This is a genomic window from Streptomyces spororaveus, from assembly GCF_016755875.1.
GTDB lineage: Bacteria > Actinomycetota > Actinomycetes > Streptomycetales > Streptomycetaceae > Streptomyces > Streptomyces spororaveus.
The window spans coordinates 954584-975978 of sequence record NZ_BNED01000005.1; the positions used below are offsets into that span (position 1 = coordinate 954584).

At 69.3% G+C, this 21395-nt stretch carries 16 protein-coding genes; 13 read left to right on the forward strand and 3 right to left on the reverse strand.

Going from position 1 to position 21395, the window contains the following annotated elements; genetic code table 11:
• Positions 1-8 precede the first annotated feature (8 nt).
• The 3 genes from Sspor_RS07035 to Sspor_RS41030 all read right to left on the reverse strand — a co-directional run bounded on the left by Sspor_RS07035 (position 9) and on the right by Sspor_RS41030 (position 2608).
• On the reverse strand, positions 9-1118 hold the full coding sequence (locus Sspor_RS07035; protein ID WP_202198292.1) for an inosamine-phosphate amidinotransferase 1: 1110 nt from the start codon (positions 1116-1118) through the stop codon (positions 9-11).
• Positions 1119-1226: 108 nt separating this feature from the next.
• On the reverse strand, positions 1227-2288 hold the full coding sequence (locus Sspor_RS07040) for a fatty acid desaturase family protein (protein ID WP_202198293.1): 1062 nt from the start codon (positions 2286-2288) through the stop codon (positions 1227-1229).
• Positions 2289-2473: 185 nt separating this feature from the next.
• Positions 2474-2608, reverse strand: a complete 135-nt coding sequence (locus tag Sspor_RS41030; RefSeq protein WP_272934831.1) for a hypothetical protein — start codon at positions 2606-2608, stop codon at positions 2474-2476.
• Between the two features lie 531 nt (positions 2609-3139).
• Between Sspor_RS41030 and Sspor_RS07045 the strand changes: the two genes are divergently transcribed.
• The 13 genes from Sspor_RS07045 to Sspor_RS07105 all read left to right on the forward strand — a co-directional run bounded on the left by Sspor_RS07045 (position 3140) and on the right by Sspor_RS07105 (position 21362).
• On the forward strand, positions 3140-4021 hold the full coding sequence (locus tag Sspor_RS07045; protein WP_237403713.1) for an amino acid--tRNA ligase-related protein: 882 nt from the start codon (positions 3140-3142) through the stop codon (positions 4019-4021).
• 45 nt (positions 4022-4066) lie between these two features.
• A complete protein-coding gene (locus Sspor_RS07050) occupies positions 4067-4909 on the forward strand; it encodes a TauD/TfdA dioxygenase family protein (RefSeq protein WP_202198294.1) in 843 nt (280 codons plus the stop codon).
• An 82-nt stretch (positions 4910-4991) separates the two neighbouring features.
• Positions 4992-6119: a YhaZ family DNA alkylation repair protein gene (locus Sspor_RS07055; protein ID WP_202198295.1), complete on the forward strand. Its 1128-nt coding sequence runs from the start codon at positions 4992-4994 to the stop codon at positions 6117-6119.
• Positions 6120-7113: 994 nt separating this feature from the next.
• Complete coding sequence (locus Sspor_RS07060; RefSeq protein ID WP_202198296.1) at positions 7114-9159, forward strand: ABC transporter ATP-binding protein; 2046 nt, start codon at positions 7114-7116, stop codon at positions 9157-9159.
• A complete protein-coding gene (locus Sspor_RS07065; RefSeq protein ID WP_308445529.1) occupies positions 9156-10697 on the forward strand; it encodes an NUDIX domain-containing protein in 1542 nt (513 codons plus the stop codon). Before Sspor_RS07060 ends, Sspor_RS07065 begins: the two co-directional genes overlap by 4 nt.
• A 138-nt stretch (positions 10698-10835) precedes the next feature.
• Positions 10836-11942: an MFS transporter gene (locus Sspor_RS07070; RefSeq protein WP_237403714.1), complete on the forward strand. Its 1107-nt coding sequence runs from the start codon at positions 10836-10838 to the stop codon at positions 11940-11942.
• Between the two features lie 42 nt (positions 11943-11984).
• Positions 11985-13463: a site-specific integrase gene (locus Sspor_RS07075; RefSeq protein WP_202198298.1), complete on the forward strand. Its 1479-nt coding sequence runs from the start codon at positions 11985-11987 to the stop codon at positions 13461-13463.
• The gene (locus Sspor_RS07080) at positions 13463-15403 is read left to right on the forward strand and encodes a hypothetical protein (protein ID WP_033224083.1); all 1941 of its coding nucleotides are present in this window, start codon (positions 13463-13465) and stop codon (positions 15401-15403) included. The genes Sspor_RS07075 and Sspor_RS07080 overlap by 1 nt, the downstream gene beginning before the upstream one ends.
• Positions 15404-15477: 74 nt before the next feature.
• The gene (locus tag Sspor_RS07085; RefSeq protein ID WP_237403715.1) at positions 15478-17508 is read left to right on the forward strand and encodes an integrase; all 2031 of its coding nucleotides are present in this window, start codon (positions 15478-15480) and stop codon (positions 17506-17508) included.
• Complete coding sequence (locus Sspor_RS07090) at positions 17505-17963, forward strand: hypothetical protein (RefSeq protein WP_033224085.1); 459 nt, start codon at positions 17505-17507, stop codon at positions 17961-17963. The genes Sspor_RS07085 and Sspor_RS07090 overlap by 4 nt, the downstream gene beginning before the upstream one ends.
• A gap of 893 nt (positions 17964-18856) precedes the next feature.
• Positions 18857-19198 (forward strand): ArsR/SmtB family transcription factor, encoded by a 342-nt coding sequence (locus Sspor_RS07095; RefSeq protein WP_008736324.1) that lies wholly within the window; start codon positions 18857-18859, stop codon positions 19196-19198.
• A 68-nt stretch (positions 19199-19266) separates the two neighbouring features.
• Positions 19267-20934 (forward strand): SulP family inorganic anion transporter, encoded by a 1668-nt coding sequence (locus Sspor_RS07100; protein WP_237404268.1) that lies wholly within the window; start codon positions 19267-19269, stop codon positions 20932-20934.
• Positions 20931-21362, forward strand: coding sequence for a pyridoxamine 5'-phosphate oxidase family protein (locus tag Sspor_RS07105; protein WP_033224087.1), 432 nt, complete (start codon positions 20931-20933; stop codon positions 21360-21362). The genes Sspor_RS07100 and Sspor_RS07105 overlap by 4 nt, the downstream gene beginning before the upstream one ends.
• The last annotated feature ends 33 nt before the right edge of the window (positions 21363-21395 follow it).

Genomic DNA, 21395 nt, shown 5'->3' on the forward strand with positions numbered 1-21395 from the left:
GGGCGGGGCTAGTTCAGGTAGTCCTCAAGGCCGCCGGTGCGGACCGTATCGAGGGTGAAGCAGTGGTAGCCGCCGCCCGCCAGCCGCCGGTGGCGGTGGAGTACGGGGATGACCGTGAACCCGCGGCCCTCCAGGACCCGGATCAGCTCGGGGTAGAGGGAGTTGACGACGACGGTGTTCTCGTCGATCGACAGGACGTTCATGTCGATGTAGCGGCTGGCGATGTTGAAGCCGAATTCGCTGTAGTCGGGGAACGCGGCCTCGTCCATCGCGGGCGGGTAGATGACGTCCCACCCCTGCATGGCCTTGGGCAGGTAGGACAGGTACTGCGGGGAGCGCAGCAGCATCAGGCCGGGCCGCAGCGGCACGACGACGCTGTCGATGTGGCTGTCGGCGATCCCGTCGAGGAGGTGGAAGCGCAGGCTGGGGATGACCTCGCGCAGCCAGCGCAGGGCCAGATGGTGGTTGGTGTTGGCGGCGTTGACCAGGACGTCCGCGCCCAGGCGCATGCACTGCGCCCCGTCGAAGATCATCTCCAGGTCGAGGCCGTCGATGGGCAGGGCCGTGTCGGCGTCCATGACGGCCGACACGTCGATGCCCTGCTTCTCGAAGTAGGCGGTGTCCAGGGAGCCGCGCGCCAGCGCGGGCCTCGGCATGCTCACCCACCGCGCCCCAGCCTTGTAGTAGCGCTGGAAGATGGCCTTGAGCTGGTCGTTCTCGAAGATCCGGGCTCGGACGTGCGGGGCGGTCTCCACGATGGTGTCACCGAGGATGATCGTGTTGTCGCGCACGTTGAGGGCCGGGGTGGCCCGCGCGTCCCAGTAGGGCGAGCGGATGTCGAGGTCCTTGCCCGGGGCGGAGGGCCGGTGGACGGTGACCCCGTGGGCGGCCAGGGCGGCGGCCAGGCCTTCGACGTCCTCGTTGAGCTCGTCGACGTACCTGTCGGGGATCGGCAGGAGCGTCTGGCCGGCCGCGGCCCTGGTCTTGACGTTGTCGAAGTAGAACAGCTTGAAGCTGGTGTCGACGTGGTGCGCGTTGTAGTGGTCGGCGCGGCCGACGACGACTTCGCGGAGCGGGCTCCACTCGTCGAAGCTGTGCACGGGCAGGGCAGGGGTCATGGCGGGCCGCCTCCTTGGCGGCATCTGCCGAGCAGGTCGGCAGCCGGGAAAGGCGCGTGCGGGCGGTCGCCCGCAGCGGCTCGGACAGTGGGAGAGAACGCGGGGTGGCTAGGCGGCGTCGGCCCTCTGCGGGGCGGGGGCCGTGGCGGCCAGGCGCGCGATGATGTCCTCGATCACACAGGGCTGATCAGGGGTGGTGCGGCGGCGGAAGAAGAAGCCGCTGCACCAGGGGATGTCGCGCCACCGCTCCAGGCCGGCGCGCACCATGGCCGTGGCCTCGGGGAGGCGACGGAAGGGGATCTGCGGGCACAGGTGGTGGACGGGGTGGTTCATGTCGTCCAGATGCCCGCCGAGCAGGTGCCGGGTGAGCCAGTGCGAGGACCAGCCGCGGGTCTGCAAGAGCAGGTCCTCCTCCTCGATCAGCCCCGCGTGGTTGCCGAGGTCGGTGATCCAGGTGACGGCCGGGCGGACCAGGACCAGCGCAAGGAGCCAGTACAGGAGGAACGGGCCCACCACGTCCAACGCCCAGCACAGGGTCAGGGCGGCGCCCCACAGGAGGCCCCGGGCAGCCGGCGCGCGCCACGTCTCCTCCGGTGCCTTCGTCACCAGAGCGCGCACCGCGCTCCTCGGCAGGCGGAACAGGGCGTTGCGGACGATGACCTTGAGGATGAAGTCCCGGCGGGTGGGCTGCGGCCCGGCGCGGCGGATGTCTCCGGCCAGGTAGGACTGGAACATGGGGTCGCGGGCCGATCCGAGCTCGGCGTGGTGAATGCCGTGGGTGATCTTGTAGGGCAGGAAGCCGTCACCCAGCAGGGCGGTCAGGGTGTAGCCGATCCACCGGTTCGCCCGCCGGCCGGCGGCCAGTTTTCCGTGGACGCACTCGTGGGCCAGGTTCGACAGATGCCGCTGGCGCACCCCGATGTAGCAAACGGCGAGCGCTGGTCCGATCCCGTGGCCGAGCCAGGTGCCGAGCACGGCGGCCGCGATGACGGACGCGACGTCGACCAGGACGTCGAGGAGCCCGACCGTCGGACGCCCGCACAGGCCCTCCAGCTCCGCGATCAGCTCTCGCCCCAGTACTTGGCGGGCCGGCCCCGACGCTCCGGTGCCGTAGCGGGTGCGGCGCGGGGGCGCCGGGGTGCGTGCTGCCCGCGCAGCTCGGCTGCTCATCCGATTCCTCCTGGCAGGGTCTGCTTCTCGATCCGGTCCGGGCACCCGGGGGTTCGGCGGTGCCGCCGAACCCCCGGGGCCGTCCCCCTTCTCAGCCGGGTCCGGGTCCCGGACGGGCCACGCCGTCAGGCGGGCCCACCCCAGGCCGCGGCTTCAGGAGGGAAGGGGAGTGGGGGTGTTGCTGATCAGGCGGCGTCCGGGCGGACGCCGGTCTTCAGCTCGGCGTCGGGGCGGACACCCGTCTTGAGGAGCGCGTCCGGGCGGACACCCGTCTTCAGCTCGGCGTCGGGCCGCATGCCGGACTTCAGTTCGACGTTCATGACTTCTCCCTTTCAGGGCACAGGTGTGCCCTGGGTTGTGTGGTGATCGGGTGGGGTGTGTGCCGTGCGGACCTCAGGTGGATCCCTGGCGGTCCTGGGCACCAGGCAGCACGCGGCGGGTGGTGCGTTCACGTGGAGAGCTGGGGCGAAGAGGCGAGCCGGCGTACAGGCTGTGCCTGTCGTCCGGAGCGGTCCATGTGACCGCCATCCCGCCGGGTGCCGAGCCATCAAGCTAGGGCCGCCCTCTCCAGCCCGGCAATGCCTCGCGGTGTCGCGCCGGACGCACGGCTGTCGCATCGGGTGCATCCGGGTGTCGCGCAGGTGTTGCACGGTCAGCCCCTGCGAGCAGGCCGCGCAACAGCGCCGGTCCACCCGCATGCCTGCGGTGGTGACACCGGGCTCCCCAGAGCGGTTTTCGAGGGGTTCTGTGCGCCGGGAGGGCGCACTAGCGTGCCGGTGCCGACGACGTGCCGCGGAGCCCACCGGCCCCGCATGCTCCGGCCCTACAGCCCTGTGACCAAGGAGTGCCCCGTGTCCCGCGAGATGATCGCTCTCAAGTCAGACGTACTGCGCGGCCTGCGCAACACCCTGCACGAGCAGGGCTTCGTCGAAGTCGTCACCCCGACCATCCGCAGGGCCGACCTCGGGCCGGGGCGCCGCCTTACGGTCGGGCTGGATGAGGGCCGGTTCCTTCGGGCGATGATCGGGCCCGCCTTGCGGGTGAACCTCGAACACCACCCCCGGGTCTTCGAGATCGGCCCCTGCTACCGGCCCGAAGAGCCCGACGAACTCCACGCATCCGAGTTCGGGATGCTCGATCTCTACGCCGCCGACGAGACCTTCGAGTTCCTGATCGCCCTGATCGAGCAGCTAGTCGGCCCGCACATCCCCTTCATCCCGCGGAGGTTGTCCGTCGCCGGCTACATCCGTGACGTGTTCGGCATCGACCTGCGCGACGAGCCGCTCGGTGACCTCCCCTGGAAGATGGCCGCGCACATGCAGCTCAGCGCCGACACCCCGTTCAAGGTGGTCCTCGGGCGCTTCATCGAGGCCGAGGTGGAGGTCCAGAGCGCGGGCGCCGCCCTGTTCCTGACCGACTACCCGCTCGGCGGGGACGAGCCGTGCGCCCGCCTCACCCCCGGCACGACCGCCGTCCTGAACCGCACCGAGCTCCTGGTCGACGGAATCGAGGTCGCCCACGGTTACGAGGACGAACCGGACGGCCCCGCATTCGTCGAGCGGGCCCGCGCGGTCAACCTGTACGACGACGAACAGGCCCTGGCCCGGGCAGCGATCGACGCCGGCCGGGTGCCCGCCCACAGCGTCGGCCTGGGCATCGGCATCGAGCGCCTGTGCATGGCCGCCTCCGGCACCAAGGACATCGGCCGCTTCCAGCAGTCCTCCCAGTTCTGACCCCACACTCTCCCCCGGCCCGCCCGGCTACTCAACGGAGGCGTGATGTCCGTATCACTTCGCCCGCTCGACGACAGCGGCTTCGGCGCGATCGTCGACTGCGACCTCACCCGCCCTTCCCCGGCCCTCGCCCGCGACCTCGCCGGCGCCCTGCGTCAGTACCGGCTGCTGATCGTGCCCGGGCAGCACCTCAACCACGCAGACCTCCTGGCGGCCGCCGGCTGCTTCGGGACCGTGGACACCCGCACCGACCGCCGGTACACGGTCGGCGGCTTCCCCGGCCTCACCGTGATCAGCAACATCACCGAGCACGGACAGCACATCGGGATCTACGACGGCGACGACGAGGAGGAGTGGCACGCCGACAACTCCTTCAAGGACGAGCTCACCGGGGCGACGCTGCTGTACTCGGTCATCGCACCCGAACAGGGCGGGCAGACACGGTTCGCCGACGCCACGCGCGCCTATGCCGAGCTCCCCGCGCCGGTGAAGGAGAAGATCGACGCCCTACGTGCGGTGCACTCCATCGAGCAGCTCGCCGCCTTGCAGCACGAGGCCGGCGCCGGCCAGTCGTCCGTCGCGGCCGGAAGCCTGACCGGCCACCCGGACGTCGAGCACCCCCTCGTCCTGCAGCACCCGGTCACCGCAGCCCGGTCCCTGCTGCTCGGCTCCATGGTCATCCGCTCCATCACCGGCCTGCCGGAAGACGAAGGCCGTGACCTGGTCGAGGAACTGCTGCGGCACACGACGAGCGACCCGTACGTCTACAGCCACCCGTGGAAGCAGGGCGATCTCGTCGTGTGGGACAACCTCGCGACCTTGCACACCGCCTCCCCCTGCGACAGCTCCCGCCACCCGCGGCTCCTGTACCGGGCCGCCGTCCGGTAGCCCACGCCCTATGCGACACCGCCGGAGTGACGGGCGGCCAGATCCCTCGTTTCCCTTCCTTTCGCCGTCCTAGGGTGTGCCCATGACCGAGAAGGTTCCCCTCAAAGAGACCGCGCTCAACGCGGAGCGCATCGCGCGCATCGCCCGGGAAATCCGGGCGGTCTGCCCCCGGTTCGACGCCGAAGGCTTCGAGCGGTCCGTGATGGCAGATCTCCCCCGCCTGGAGCTGAGCGCCCGCATCGCCCGCACCAGCGAGGCCCTGCACACCCACCTTCCGGTCACCGGCCCCCAGGCCCTCGACGTGATCCTTCGCTCCCTTCCGCCCACCCCCGAAGCCGCCGGCATCACGAACGACTTCGGGTCGCACATCTACTCTCCGCACTCCGACTTCGTCGCCCGCTACCACCGCACCACCGAGGACCTCGACCAGGCCCTCGCGGCGCTCGCACGCCTCACCCGGTACTTCTCCGCCGAGGTCGCCGCGCGCCACTTCCTCAACACCTACCCCGAGGAGACGATGAAGGCCGTCGACTCCTGGGCAGGCGACGAGGACCACCGCACCCGCCGGCTCGCCAGCGAGGCCACCCGCCCTCTGCTGCCCTGGGCTCCCCGCATCAGCCTGCCCGCCGACACCGCCCTCCCTGTCCTCGAACGGCTCTACTCCGACAACAGCGTCTACGTCCGCACCTCGGTCGCCAACCACCTCCACGACCTGGCCACCACACAGCCCGACCTCGTCCTGGACACCCTCCTCCGTTGGAAGGCCTCAACCCCCACGGCAAGCAAGGAGTTCGACACGCTCGCCCGCGGGGCGCTACGCGGCAGGCTGAAGGCCGGATGGCCACCCGCGTACGCCTTCCTCGGCTACGCGCCCGACGCACCGATCTCCCTAACGCCCCTCGTCCTGGAACGCACTGAACTGTCCGACGGCGAGACGCTCAGCTTCACCGCCGAGCTCACCACGACCGCCCCGGCACCGGTGGACGTGATGTTCGTGATCTCCTCCACCACACCCACCGGCAAGCCGCGCGAGAAGGTCTACTTCCTCCGCCGCGCCACCGCCGAGCCAGGCGAGGCGCTGCCGCTCACCAAGCAGCACGTGCTGCGATCGACGGCCACCGTGAAGCTCCACCCGGGACCACACACGATCGCCCTTCAGATCAACGGCCGCCGGTTCCCCACGGCAGCCTTCCAGGTCCGAAAGGCATGACCCTCACATCACTCACCGAGGAGGACCGCTCTTGGCAGCCCTGACCGACGACGCTGCAGCGCCCTAGCCCGGATGACTGAGCCGGCCGAGATCGTCGCCGATCTCTGCTGGACCGGCGCGTTCACCAGGGTCGGTCGTCCGCCTCCTGGCGCATAGAGCCGCTTGCAACTGGGCGCGGTCTGCGGCGCGCCCAACGAACGCGCGTGCAGCAGTCGACACAGCGTTGAAGGCCGCAAGGGGTTTTCGGTGAGCCGCCCCTGCGCCGGTCACTTCCGGCAAACCTCGCATGGTCGTCGACCCGGCAAGTCCTGCGGCTGCCGGAAACGATCACGGGTGACGACTGGGAGGAGGGTTCGACGAGGTCGGCCAGATCCTGCTGCTCCGCCTCGGAACCTGCGCTCTACTCGCCCCCTCCAGTTCCAGCACCTTCCAACTCGCGTCAGCCCGTCGTGCAGGCGGGCTTCCTCGCCATGCGCCGGAGGTGCCTGAACCCGCCGTCCAGCACGTCGATCTGAAGGGAGCCCAGCCGATGCCGAACAGGAAGCGTGGCCGTATGGCCTCGCTCCGTCGCCCGCCCCGCCGGCTGTCCCTCGCCGGTCGGCATCGCAGCCCCGGCGAATCGACCACCTGATCGAGATCGACACGTCGCACAAGCCCCCGATCGGGTGCCAGAGCTCGACAACCACTCGAACGCGTGAGTTCAAAAGCCAGCCATCAAGCCGCTCCTACCCGAGCTACGTGATCCGGATTCACGTTCGAGTTCATCACCCTTCCGAGGCCGTTACGGCCACGGAACCGGGGCGTTCTTAGAGCACCAGTGCCAACAGAAGATCCATTTGGAGGACATCGTGAACGCCGGACCCACCCCCGCTCATCGCCATCTCGGCTTCGAACACCGGCCGGTCTCGCTCGCGCTCGCCTCCCAGCATCGGGGGCCCCGGCAGATCGACGTCCGCGCCCGCCGCTGGGCGCAAACAGTTACGAGGTGGACAGCATGAGCGAGACCGCCAGCACAGCGGATCCCACGGATGCGGCCCAGCAGACGCAGCCCAAGAGCAAAGCCGCGGACGGCATCTCCGATGCCGAGCGCGAGCTGTACGGGGGGCGGCTGCGGTACGACCAGTCCTTCGTCCGACACGAAGGCCCCCTGACCCGGCTCGGGTTCGGGCACATGGCTGCCGCCATGCCACGCATGGTGGTGATGGTCCTGCGCACCGGCTGGCACACCGACCCGCGAGCCCTGGCCGGGGTCGTGGCGGCGCAGCTCGGGCAGGGTGTGGCGGCCGGGTGGGGGCTGGTGGCCGTCAACAGCGTGCTCACCGAGCTGTTCGCGACCGGGCCGACCGCCGGGAAACTCCGTGAGGCACTGCCGTCGCTGGTAGTACTCGGGGTCACTGCGGTGGTGACGGCGGTACTGGCAGCGTGGTCGACGGCCATGTCGGGCCGGCTGGAGCCTCAGGTCGAGCGGGCGGTGTCGGCCCGGTACTACACGGCCGTCACCAATGTCGAGGTAGAGGCGACCGAACGGCCGGAAGTGCAGCGGGTGCTGGAGGCGGGACGGTTCGGTACCGACTCCGCCCGCAACATGCTCCGGCTGTCGGTCGGCGTGGGCAACGTGGTCATCGGCATGGTGGCCGCCGCCGTGGTCCTGGTCTCGCTGCACTGGACCTTGCTGCCCATGCTCCTGGTCATCGCGCTTCCCAAGGGGTGGGGGGCGGTTCGCTCCGCTCGCCGCGACTACCTCTCCCGCCTGCACTGGGTCGATCACCGCCGGGCGATCTCCTCGCTCCTGGCCTACCTGACCCGCCCCCACGCCGCCGCGGAGATCCGTGTCCACGCAGCTGGCACGAAGCTGCTGGCCAGCTACGAGGAGATGTCCCGGCAGACCGAGGCCGAGCAGCGGCGCCTGGCCCGGGCGCAGGCCGGCACGGACCTGGTCGCAGGCGGCTTCGCGGGTCTGGCCTCCCTGGGCTGTTACGGCATGCTGTGGTGGCTGCTGGCCGCCGGGGGTCTGCCGCTGGCGGTCGGGGGGACCGCGGTGGTCGCCATCCGGACCTCGACCGCGCGCCTGTCCTCCCTGGTGCAGCAGGTCAACCGGCTCTACGAGGAGCTGCTGTTCCTCACCGACACCGAGGACGCCATCGAGATCGCGGGCAAGCACGCGATCCCCCTGACCGGCACCCCCCTCCCCTCCCCCGTCCAGTCGGTGCGCACGGAGAGCGTGACCTTCACCTACCCGGGAGCCGACACACCCGCCCTGAAGGGCGTCAACGTGGAGATCCGACCGGGCGCGGTGACCGCCCTCGTCGGGGCGAACGGCTCCGGCAAGACCACCCTGACCAAGATCATCGCGGGGATCCTCCTCCCCAGCGAAGGAAGCGTGTGGTGGGAGGGCGAGTCGGGCGAGCGGGTCGAGCTGCGCGACGCGGACCGTGGGCAGGTGTTCGAGTCGGTCGGCGTGCTGGCGCAGGACTTCCCGCGCTGGGAGATGACCGCCGCCGCGAACGTGGCCATCGGCGCCGGCGATCGTCCCCGCGACATGGGCGCCATCCGCGAGGCAGCCCGTGCCGCGGGCGTACTCGACCTGATCGAGAAGCTGCCGCACGGCTGGAACTCGATCGTCATCAAGGGCTACGAGCGCGGGGTCCAGCTCTCAGGCGGTGAATGGCAGAAGTTGGTTACCGCTCGAGCGCTGTACCGGATGGCCCGGTTCTTCCTGGTCGACGAGCCCACCTCTGCCCTCGATCCACTCGCTGAAATCGCCGCGTTCAAGGGTCTGTGGTCGCTGGCGGAGCAGGGGCACGCGGTCGTCCTCGTCACCCACCGGCTCGCCGCCACGATGAACGCCGACCACATCTACGTCCTCGCCGACGGGCAAGTCGTCGAGGAAGGCACTCACGCGGAACTGATGGCCCACGAAGGCCCCTACCAGGGAATGTTCACCGCGCAGGCCGCCCAGTACGGGATCGGAGCGGCCTCCGACACGGTGCCCGGCCCGCGAAGCACACCGCTGGCCGACCACGAGGAGAAGGCGCGGTGACCCGCGGACACATGACGCCGAACCCCCGATCCAGACACCGCACCCCCTCCGAAGGCGAGAAGTCCTCCGTGCCCCCCGGCCACACCCACATCCGCAAGACCGTCGAGGCCTACCTCGCCCACCACCCAGCCGAGCGGGACACCCTGGCCGACCTCTTGGCCGCTCTCGACCAGCCCGACGACGCGACCAGCCGCAGCACCCTGCCCGGCCACGTCACGTGCAGCGCCATCGTCATCGACCGAGACGCCAATGTTCTCCATATTTCACACCGGGTGACGGGGCTGCTTCTGGCTCCGGGCGGCCACGTAGAGGCCGGTGACCGTTCCCTGCTCGGCGCGGCCCTGCGCGAGCTGGCGGAGGAGGCCGGAATCCCGGCCGACGCCCTCACCCTGACGCCCCAGGCCCTCGGCACACCGATCGACATCGACGTCCACGCCATCGACGACAACCCTGACAAGGGCGAACCCCCGCACCAGCACTACGACATCCGCTACGTCCTCTACCTCGCCAACAAGGACCGGCCGGAGACCGTCCTCCAGGACCAGGAGGTGTCCGGCTCCCAGTGGGTACCCATCACCGCCATCACCTCGCCGACACTGCGCGCGAAACTCATGGAAGCGGGGCTCGACGGCCAGCCGGAGCCGGTGAACGCCTCCGCGCTGATCCACGACGGTGCTGGGTCCTACCTGCTGCATCTTCGCGACGAACGGCCCGGAATTTGGCAGCCATGGACGATGGCGCTGGTTGGGGGCGGGCGTAGGCGGGGCGACCGGAGCCTGGAGGACACCCTGCTGCGTGAACTGTCCGAGGAGGTCCCCGGGCTGCACCTGGAAGGCCTTGAGCCGTACGCAGCGGAGGAGGCCACCAGCGTCGACGGCCTCCGCGTCCCCATCCGCGTCTTCGCCGGCCGGTGGAACGGGAACCCCGACCAGCTCGAGCTGCGGGAGGGGGTTCTCCTGCACTGGGTTACTCCGGACCAACTGGATCGGCTACGCCTGAGCCCCGGACTCGGCGACCTGATCCGCCGCCACGCAGCAGATCACCCGCCGCAGGCAGAGCAGGACGAGGCGCCGCCAGCACGGGACGGCAGCCGCCGGCCCGTACTCAACGGTATCGGCGTCCACCTCCACCTGGAGGACGAGCATGGACGCGTACTCCTCGGACTGCGCCACCCGGACGTCGCGTACGCGGGGAGCAGCTGGCACTTCCTCGCCGGGAAGTGCGAACGGGAGTCCGCTGTCACCTGCCTGGTCCGCGAAGCCCGGGAGGAGGCGGGGTTGGTCATTGACCCGGCCGACGTGAAGCTGGTGCACGTCGTGCACATCGTCGACAGCCCCGATGGTCTCCCACTGCTCCAGATGGTCTTCCAGGCCAGCCGGTGGGAGGGGGTTCCCGAGGTCCTCGAACTCGACAAGTGCCTGGCCTGGCAGTGGTTTGACCCTTCGGACCTGCCGAAGGAGCTCGTCCCGTACACCCGCGCGGCCATCGAGGGAATCTCCGCCGGCCACCGCTACACGGAACTCGGGTGGGACCGATGACCGCGGGCCTGCGTCGACTCCGCATCCGGGGCTGTTGGGTACCGAGCCCGTCCACCCGCTGGAGGCGGTTGCCCAGGAGGAACCGGTGCCCGCGCCCGGCCTCGCGCGTATTCGCGGATGACTCAGAGGGGGTGTTCCGTGAGCAGCCCTGACTCCGGTGCCGCCTCCGTGTCGTTGTGGCGGCACCGTGATTTTCGCCGGTACATGACCGGCCAGACCTGCAGCGTTGCCGGGAGCTCGATCAGCTCCATGGTCCTGCCGGTGATCGCTGTCATCGATCTGGACGCGACCGCCGGGCAGGTTTCGGTCCTGGCGGTTGTCGGTCAGCTGCCGCCGGCCCTGCTGGCGCTGCACGCCGGGGCGGCGGCGGACCGGTACTCCAAGCGGCGGCAAATGATCATCGGGGACCTGGTGAGCGCCGCGGCGCTCGCGACGGTCCCGGTGGCTGCGGCGTTGGGCACCTTGACCCTGGTGCACCTCATGGCCGTCGCCGCTGTTCGGAGCGCGGCGGCGGTGGTGCACGACGCAGCGTCGATCAGTCTGCTCCCGGGACTGGTCGACCGGTCGCTGATCCAGCGGAGCAACTCCCGTATCGGCGCGCTGTTCGCGATCGCCGCGACCGGCGGCAGCAACCTCGGCGCCTCGTTGACCGCGCTGCTCGGCCCGGCCCGGGCGCTGTTCGGCGACGTGGCCTCCTACCTCGTCAGCGCGTGGTGTACCTACCGGATCCAGGCCCGCGAGAGCGCCCCCGCACCGGCCGAAGGACGCCGGTTGTGGACGGAGATCGTCGAGGGTCTGAGGTACGTGCACGGTGATCCCCGGCTGAGCGTTCTGACCTGGGTAAACGCCACGACCTCCTTCGCGCTGGCGCTACTCAACACCCTGTGGGCCCTGTATTTGTTGCGGTCCTTGGCTGTGAGTCCGACGGCGTTCGGCGTGCTGCTGGGGCTTGGTGCCTTGGGTGCTGCCGCCGGGGCGCTGGCCGCTCCAGCGGTTACGCGGCGGTACGGGCCCGGGCCGATGATGCTGACCGCGCTCGCCCTCACACCGCTCACCCAGATCCCGCTGCTGATCGCCTCCCCTGGCCTGACCTGGGAGGTCGTGATCGGGAGCGCGCTGTTCCTCCAGTTGGCATGTGCCGGGGCCGCCGGAACGACGCAGCGTTCGATTTCTTGGGGCACTTCAGTTCTGTCTCATCACTCGTCCCTCGAACCGGTGAAGGGTGTCCGCGTCGCCCTCTACTGACTGCTATCTCTCGTCTCTCAGAGGTCTCGGGAGGCAACAGGCATGCAGCTGTACGCGGTTGACACGGCGGTGGTACGCCGGTATTTGGACAGCCCCGTCTTGACGGGTGACCAGGCGGCTCGGCTGCTGGAGCTTCGAGGGATCTCGGACGGCACACCGATCTATCTGGATGCCGAGACGATGATGCCGGTGGAGCCGCTGTGTTCATGGGGCAGGAACATGTCGTACGCCGATCTGGCCGGAAGCACCTTGAAGGACTACGGGCGGATCATGGCCCGGTTCAGCGCTCACCAGGACACGCGTGTGAGCGACGTGCTGTCGGCCACGGAGTCCGATCTCGTGGCGTACAAGAAGCAACGCACTCAGTTGCAGAAGAAGCCGGTCGGCACCTCGGCGTGGTCGAAGGAGTCGTCGGTGCTGGACCAGTTCTTCACCTTCGCGGTCGAGCAGCGGTACCTGCGGCGCCGACCCATGCGTGTGGCGGCGCGAGGGCGTAATGCGCTGAGTCCGCGGACGCGGCGGGGAATGGATATCCGGCATCTGAGTCTGGGGCAGTACCGCTACTTCAGAGATGTCGGTCTTGGCGGGCAGTGCCCGGACTCGCAGCTCAGCCGGTCCTATCGGGGCAGCTCCCCGCACCGCGACCGAGCGGGCGCGGATCTGGCCTTGTGTAGCGGCATGCGGTGGCAGGAGTGGGCCACGGTTCTTCTGCCTGAGCTGGGTCTGGGCGTGGGCCAGTGCGCAGAGGAGGCCGAGTTCACGGTCCAGGCGTGCGCGAAATACGGGAAGGAGCGTGGAGTCTTCGTTCCCGAGCAGGCCATGCGGGCGGTCGAGACTTACTGCTTGCTGGAGCGGAAGGAGTTCACTGCGGCGGCGGCCAGGCGGCTGGAGCGCCAGCATCGGGAGCTGTTCGTCGTCTCCCGCGTGGAGGAGGAGACAGGCCGGATCCACGGCACGCTCGACGGTACGGCGCAGGTGTTCTCGATGCAGGCGATGCCGCCGCGCCTTCGCCGGATCACGGTCCGGGAGGGCGAGTTCGGGCTGGAGGCGATGGCGGTGTTCCTGTGTCGGGGCGGGCTGATGCCGGGGGCAGATTCCTGGAAGCGGTACCGGCATGCGGCGTGGCGCCGGATGGTGGCGCTGGCTGATGAGACGACGCCGCAGCTGCCCGCGAAGAGATGGCGCTGGCACGATCTGCGTCACACGTACGCGCTGCAGCTGCTCACCTATCTGGAGCAGCAGATGGACGGGGCCGAGCCTGACATGGTTGCGCGGCGTCGGCGTCACCGCTCCTATTTGAGTGGGCATATCCGCTACAACCCGTTGTTGATCGTGAGCCGGCGGCTTGGTCATTCCAGTCCGGAAACGACGTACGCGTATCTGGAGTACACCGACGATCTGGTGCAGGAGTACGAGGCGGCGTTCGCCGGGTGGGTCGGTGACCGGGGTGAGGAGGCCACGTACGCGCAGATCGCCGCCAGGGCCTTCCGTCTGGAGAAGTCGCCGTTGGGGGTGGGTTGATGGCGCGCGTGAAGTGGCGGAGGTCGGCTGAGTGGACAGCGTTTCTGCGTCAGGCGTTGGGGGTTCCGGGCGGGGACGGCCGCCTCGGCGTTCGTGTGGTGGCGGTCAATGAGCAGGGTCGCGAGCGCCTGCACTATGTCGATCCGGCAGATTACCGGTGTTCACGGCTGGCCGCTCAGCTCGCCGATGAATGGGTCGAGTACGTCGCGGTCACCGGTCTGTCGGCCTCAGCGTCTCGCGACTATGTGCGTGCGGTCGACCTGGTGTGCTCCGCGATGGACGGTGCGTGCGAGGAGGCGGCATCCCTGTCGTTGGAGTCGGCGGATCTGCTGCCTTTGCTGGCTCGGTGGGAGCGCACCCTGCCGGCCTCTTACCAGGAAGGGTCGCGTCAGGCGGGGGTGGCAGCGTCGTGCGTGAGGGTCCTGATCGTGCGGCGGGAGGACCATTCCGAGCGGGGGCTGGACGAATCCCTCGCGAGGTTCGCCCGTGGCCGTTGCTTGACACCGTGGGGTGATAGCTCGGAGCGGGACGAGTTCAGCCGGGCCGACAAGCGGGCGTTGGTCAAGGCCGCGTGGCAGGAGGTGCAGGCCTTGGAGAAGCGGCTCGCCGATGGCTGGTCTCTGGCGGCACAGGGTCGGCATCCGGATGAAGGGGACTGGCTCCATGTGCCGGATCTGTTGTGGGGGCTGTCGCGGGGAGTGATCGAGCCACGCCAGATCGGCGATGCGCTCCCCCCGCTCACCGCGCAGTGGCCCGACGCGTTGCGCGAGATGGTGCTCAGAGCGGACGGAACGGTAGCGAAGCGTCGGGCCAGACGGGATGTGATTCTGCGGCTGCTCGCGCGCCTGTACCCTACGAATCTGGATCTGCACTCCTTCCGGGTCCTGCTGGTGGACGCCACCGGGCACGCCTCGGAGGAGGTCACAGGCTTCGGCGCGCAGGACATCGAGTTCCTCCCCAAGGGCGTACGCCTGACACTGGTCAAGGACCGCGCTTCGCGGGTACGCCATCGCGCCTTCCGGGACGCCTCCGAGCCCCGGAACGCCGATCAAGGTGAGGTGTCGGCGAGCGAGTTGCTTGACGGGCCGCGCCGGGAGGTGAGCGCGATCGTGCGCCGGCTGCTGGCGGTCACGGAGAAGGTCCGGGAGCGGTGCCCGGAGGTGAGCGACACCCTGTTCGTCCGTCCCTCACTTGTGTATTACGACCTGCGCTTCGGCCGCTGGAATTCCAATATGCAGGGCCAACGTTTCACCGATTGGCTTCACACGGCAGGCGTCACGGTAGACGGTGAGGCCCATATCGGGCGGCTGCGGAAGTCCACCAAGGTCGAGAAGGCCATCGTCTCCGGCGGCCGGATCAGCGTCGCCGCCGACGACCACCTCGAGGAGACCTTCGCCGGACACTACGCCCAGGGCACCACGCTGCGGATCCTGTCCGGCAAGGTGATCAATACAGCCCAGGACCACTGGTTCCAGCAGGCGGTGGAGGGGCCGACCCTGATCTCGTCCGACGCAGTCGAGATCACCGAAGACAGCGAACGGCTGCAGGCACTTGGGCTGGACAGGGAGCAGGCGGACGGCATTGTCCAGGGCGAACTCGACATGGGCGTCTCGCACTGCAAGAACCCGTGGGATTCACCCTTCAGCCCGCCGGGCGAGCTGTGCGCCGTGGCGCCGCTGCGCTGCCTGGAGTGCCGCAACGCGTGGCTGCTGCCCAGCCACCTGCCGCAGCTGATGCTGTTCGCCGAGCACCTGGAGACGGTGCGCCAGCGACTTGACCCGAAGACGTTCACCCGGCTGTGGGGCCAGTCCTACACCAATCTCCGAGCTGCCATGGACGAGCGCACCGAGGAAGAGAAGGCCCTCGCCCGGAAGCACATCACCGCGGGTGAGGTCTCACTCGACCTCCCGCTGGCCGCACATGTGGAGTTCGACACGTGATCATCCCGAGTTCCGGGGAGAGCCCCCGGTCCCTGTTCCGCCCGGACGAACCCGTTGTCCAGAGCCACCCTCTGATGCCTGCGGCTCGCCGATCGCAGGTCCGCATGCCGCTGTTCGGCGACAGCGAGTTCATGGACTTCAACAGTGTCGTGCGCCGGCCCGCCAACCGCAACCGCTCGTGGTGGAAGATGCGCCTGGTCGGCGTGCTGGCCGATGAGCCCTGGAATCTTCTCGCCCGCGAAATGATCATAATTCTGGCGAACCCCGGCCACGAGGCACTCCAGGCGGCGGGGCTTCACCTCGGCTTCACCCCGTGGGACATCGGCAGCATCAATCTGGAGATCAGCTGCCTGCGCGGTGTGATCACCTGGGCCCGCGAGGACGGCCTTCCCGAGGACCCCTCCCGCTGGAGTGAGTCCGATCTGCGCCGACGCATCAAGGCACTGAAGAGGGAAGTGAAACCGAGAACGCTCACACGGCATGTGAGCTTCGTCCAGCGGATGGCGACGCTCTCCCCGGCGCTCAGCTGCGGCTGGCCGGGTGTCAACCCGTGGCCGGGCAAACCTCCGGGACAGGTGGCCAAAGACGTGCGCGATGGCACCCTGTCCACGAAAGCGATTCCGCCCGACATGTGGTTTGCGCTGGTCCGTGCCGCATGGACGTACATCCACGTCTTCGCCCCGGACATCTTCCGCGCACTGGACATGCTCAAGGAACTGCGCCGTGCCGCAAGGCTCTCGGCCGATGTCCGCGACAAGAACGGGGAACTGGACGCCTGGCTGGCCGACCCGGCGAACAAGGTGCCCTGCCACCACGACCCGCACACGGCCGAAGGACAGCAGCCGGAGGTCTACTGGGTGATGCTGACGCTGCTGCTGGGAGTGAAGGAGAAGCAGAGCAGCTCGTTCTTCGGGACGTACTGCATGGCGGGCCGACAGCGCAGAGAGAGGGTCCAGCGGGCGGTGGCCGACGGCCGGTACGCCTACGGCCTGCCCGTGGAACTGACGCAGGTCACCCGCCCGGACGGCAGCCGCGGCCCCTGGCACCCCGGTTTCGACCTCTACGAGCTGTCCCGCCTGCCCACGATCCTGCGCGATGCCGCCTTCGTGCTGGTGGCCGCCTTGTCGATGATGCGAAGTTCTGAACTGCAAGAGATCGTCCGGGGCAGCGTCGTCGAGCACTACAACGCACCCGCCGTCGCCTCCACCCTCGTCAAGGGCCGTCCCGGGCGACCGCGCAAGCACTGGTGGATCAGCGAGCCGGTCGCGGAGGCCATCGCGGTCGCCGAGGCCGTCTCCCCCCACCCCGTGCGGGTCTTCGCCCCGCTGACACCCAAGGCTGTCAACGAAGAACTCGACGGCGGCGCCATGGTCGACTCGTTCATCGGGTTCGTCAACGCCGGCCTCACCTGGTCCGGGCTGGCTGCGATCCCCGACGGCAAGGCCCGGCCCCACATGTTCCGCAGGACGATGGCGATGCTCACCGACCAGTTCGCCGGCTCCGAGATCGCGCTGGGCATGCAGCTCAAGCACATCGCCACCCGCGCCCTGGCCAACCGCGCCACCCGCGGCTACGCAGCTCCCGACTCCGCTTGGGCCAAGCACCTTCAAGACGCGGTCCACGCCGCCCGGTTCCGCCGGCTCAAGGACCTGTACGGGGCCCACTCCCAAGGACAGGAGATCGGCTTCGGCCCCGGAGCCGAACGCCTCAAGGGCGTCTTCGAGCAGATCACAGCCACCGCCCGGGCCCGCCACGGAGACGCCCGCGTCGAAAACGACCTCCTGCGCAAAGCCCGGATCACCATCCGCTTCGGAGCACTCAACAACTGCCTGTTCGACGAACGCAACCCGACCGGCGCCGTCTGCCTGGAGAACGCGATCATCCCCGAAGGGCATATCGGCCCGCTGGAAGACCTCTGCCGGCCCGACCGCTGCCCCAACAGCATGATCGGCACCGAGCACGCCCCGTTCTACGACGCACACCACCGCACCCAGCTCGAGCTCCTGAAGACCCCTGGACTGCCCGCCTGCCGCAAAGCCCTGATCGCCAGGGAAGCCGAACGCGCCGAATCGGTCCTTGACAAGATCCGGGGTACCTCCGCATGACCGCTCACAGCCGTATGACCTGCGACGGTGTCTCGCCCGACACCGCGGAGGCCCTGAGGGCCGCCATGCAGCGGCTGTTTGCCGGAAAGCCACAGCGCACCGACGGACGGCTCACCAAGGAGAACCTCTGGAGAGAAGCCCAGGTCAGCCGGGCCACCATGAACCGAGCTCGGCCGATCCTCGCCGAATGGGATGCCCGCATCGCCGAGCAGGGCAAGACCACGTCCGGAGAGGCCCGCAGAGACGAGGAGATCAGCAAGCTGCGCAAGAAACTGGCCGCCAAGACCCGAACATGCGCGCTCCTGGAGAAACAGCTCAGGGCCGCGGCCACCGCTATCGCCGCCTTGCACCACGACAACTGTGCCCTGCGCGAGGAGATCGGCCGACAGCAGGGCACCAACATCGTCGGGCTCGACGGACGCCGCACAAGACTCGACAACAATTCCCACGCGTGACGGCACTCCCGCATCCAGGGGATACAGCGCGGTACACGGGTCGGCATATATCTGCTGGACATCCAGCTGTCGTGCGCAGGGTGGATGTCGGCTTGGACACCGCCGCGGCCACGGCAGGCGCGGCATACCGGCCACCTCCCTCGCGGCGCTCGCCGTCACGCTGCGGCGCCGCGCCGCGAAGGAGTCCGTCATTGCCATCGCCGGGCATCTTAGCGTCGGCCGCTCCACCCTCTGCTGCCCTCTCGCCGCATTCGACGCCCGCCACCACACATCCGGGGCCGCAAGCGCGGTGGCCTGCTGCCTCGCGTGCCGTCAAGTGTTGCCGCAGCCGGTCACCGGCTTCGCCGACCGCGACCAGGAGAGCCGCGGATGAGGTGCAGGGCGCGAGCGGTGAGTGGTGCCCACGAGCCGTGCTCGCCAGCCAGAGGATGCTGGTGAGGGCCACCCATCAGGCTACGGCGGACCAGGCCGGGAACAGTCGCGGACGGCGCCCGATGACACCGTCCCGGCCGGCCCCGGGGGCGGACGGCGACCGGCGGCGTCATCGAGAAGCCGGCTTCGTCATCGAAGACCAAGCTGTCAAAGCCGGTGAAGATTGCCTGAAATCTGACCCACCGCCCCCGTTCCGCCGGGGAGGGTCTGGCCGGACGGAAGCATTCCCACCGCCCGGCTCGGAGCAGGTCACGCCTACGGCGCCGAAGTCGGTGAGGTCTCGCCGACGGGGGTGGCGGCGAGACCTCACGGCATGACGGTACTCCTCGCGGCGACAACTTTCCGCAGCATCCATAAATTGCAAATATCTGCAATTGAATACATGATGTAGGAGTTGTGTCCGTAGGTAGCCGCGGGCACGGCACCAGACCGCAGGCCCGCGGCGTTGAAGGGTGGAGATCGTGCCGGTTCCGCTGTATCAGGCGAAGGCCGAGTTCTTCCGCATGCTCGGGCACCCCGTGCGCATACGCGTACTCGAGTTGCTGCAGGACGGGCCATTGCCGGTGCGCGAGCTGCTGGCGTCGATCGAGGTGGAGCCCTCTGCCTTGTCGCAGCAGCTGGCGGTCCTGCGCCGGTCCGGGATTGTCACCTCTTCCCGCAACGGCTCCACGGTCGTCTACGCGGTAGCCGGCGGCGACGTGGCCCAGCTGATGCTGGCGGCACGCCGGATCCTGACCGAGGTCCTCACCGGGCAGACGCAGCTCCTGGCGGAGCTGCGCGAGACGGGAGGCCGTGCGTCGTGAACACGTTCCTCGTGGAGTCGGCGAGCCGACTGCGGGCGGTGCTGCCCACGCGCGCAGATCTAGCTGGGATGACCCGCGACCCCCGGCGGAATCTGCTGGCGGGGCTGACGGTGGCGATCGTGGCCCTGCCTCTGGCCCTGGGCTTCGGCGTTTCCTCGGGTCTGGGCGCGGAGGCGGGACTTGCCACCGCAGTGGTCGCGGGCGCTTTGGCGGCGATATTCGGCGGCTCCAACCTGCAGGTGTCCGGACCGACCGGGGCGATGACCGTCGTGCTGGTGCCGATCGTGGCACAGTACGGGCCCGGCGGTGTGCTGACGGTCGGGCTGATGGCCGGTGTCATGCTGATCGGTCTGGCGCTGCTGCGGGCCGGCAGGTATATGCAGTACGTGCCGGCGCCGGTGGTGGAGGGTTTCACCCTCGGTATCGCGTGCGTGATCGGTCTCCAGCAGATCCCCAACGCGCTCGGGGTGGCCAAGCCCGAGGGCGAGAAGGTCCTGCTGGTGGCCTGGCGGGCCGTGGTCGAGTTCGTGGCGTTTCCGAACTGGACGGCGATCGGGCTCTCGCTGGGTGTGGCCGTGGTGATGCTGGCCGGGGCGCGGTGGCGTCCGGCGATCCCTTTCTCGATCGTCGCGGTCATCGCCGCCACCGCCTTGGTTCAGGTGTTCGGGCTGCGGGGTGCGGCGCCGATCGGTGATCTGCCGTCCGGACTTCCCGCTCCGTCGCTGTCCTTCCTCGACGTCTCCGCGCTCGGCTCGCTGCTCGCGCCTGCGGTGGCGGTGGCCGCGCTGGCGGCGCTGGAGTCGCTGCTGTCGGCCACGGTGGCTGACGGGATGACGGTGGGGCAGAAGCACGACCCGGACAGGGAATTGTTCGGGCAGGGGCTTGCGAATCTGGCGGCCCCGCTGTTCGGCGGTGTGCCCGCGACTGCGGCGATAGCCCGGACGGCGGTCAACGTGCGCAGCGGAGCCTCCTCGCGGCTGGCGTCCTTGTCGCATGCGGCGGTGCTGGCGGTGATCGTGTTCGCCGCGGCTCCGCTGGTGTCGAAGATTCCGCTTGCGGCGCTGGCGGGTGTGTTGCTGGCTACCGCGATCCGCATGATCGAGGTCGGCGCTCTGAGGGCGATGGTGAGGGCCACGCGCTCGGATGCGGTGGTCCTGGTCTTGACCGCGGTGGCCACGCTCGTCCTCGACCTCGTCTACGCGGTGATCATCGGTCTCGTCGTCGCCGGGGCCCTGGCCCTTCGGGCTGTGGCGGGCCAGGCGCGGATGGACCAGGTCGATTTCCGCCCTGACATGCCCGGTGAGCACAGCGCCGAGGAGCACGCTCTCCTGGCCGAGCACATCGTGGCCTACCGCATCGACGGGCCTCTGTTCTTCGCCGGCGCGCACCGCTTCCTCCTGGAGCTGTCCGAGGTCGCTGACGTGAGGGTGGTGATCCTGCGCATGTCCCGCGTCACGACCCTGGACGCCACTGGCGCGCTGGTGTTGAAGGACGCGGTGGAGAAGCTGAACCGGCGGGGGATCGCCGTGATGACCTCCGGCATCCGCCCCGGTCAGCGCCAGGCCCTGGAATCGGTGGGCGCCCTGGCCTTGCTCCAGCAGGAAGACCGCGAGTACGCCACTACCCCCGAGGCCATCGCCGGCGCCCGCAAGCACCTGGAGCAGGCCGGGCTTGTGCCGGCGCGCCACCGACCGCACCTGCCTGAGTCGCACCGCATCCGGAAGGGCCCGCGATGACCGTCCCCGCCGACCTGAACCTGACCGACATGTCCGGGGCAGAAGTGCTCTGGCTCCTCGAAGGAGCAAGCCACGGCCGTCCGCTCTACCGGGGCCGCCTGGTGTATGTGCGGCGGGAGCAGGCTGTCATCCGGCCCGCCACGCACGTGATGGCGTGCGGGCGGCTGGTCGTGCGCGCGCCGGTGCAGACATCGGCCGTCGCCGGCCGGACGGTGCTGACCTACCAGGTCGACCAGATCCACCCGCGGACCGGCACCGGGTGGACGCTCACCGTCCACGGCCCGGCCGAGGTGATCACCGACCCCGATGAGACGGCCCACTACCGGCGGATCCTGCCCGGGATGGCGTACGGGCCCCATGACACGCTGCTGTGGCTGCACCCGCAGGCCCTCACCGGACACCGCCTGGCGCCCGTGGAGGAGCGGTGAGCGTCCGGACGGAGACTTTGCCCTACCGGCATG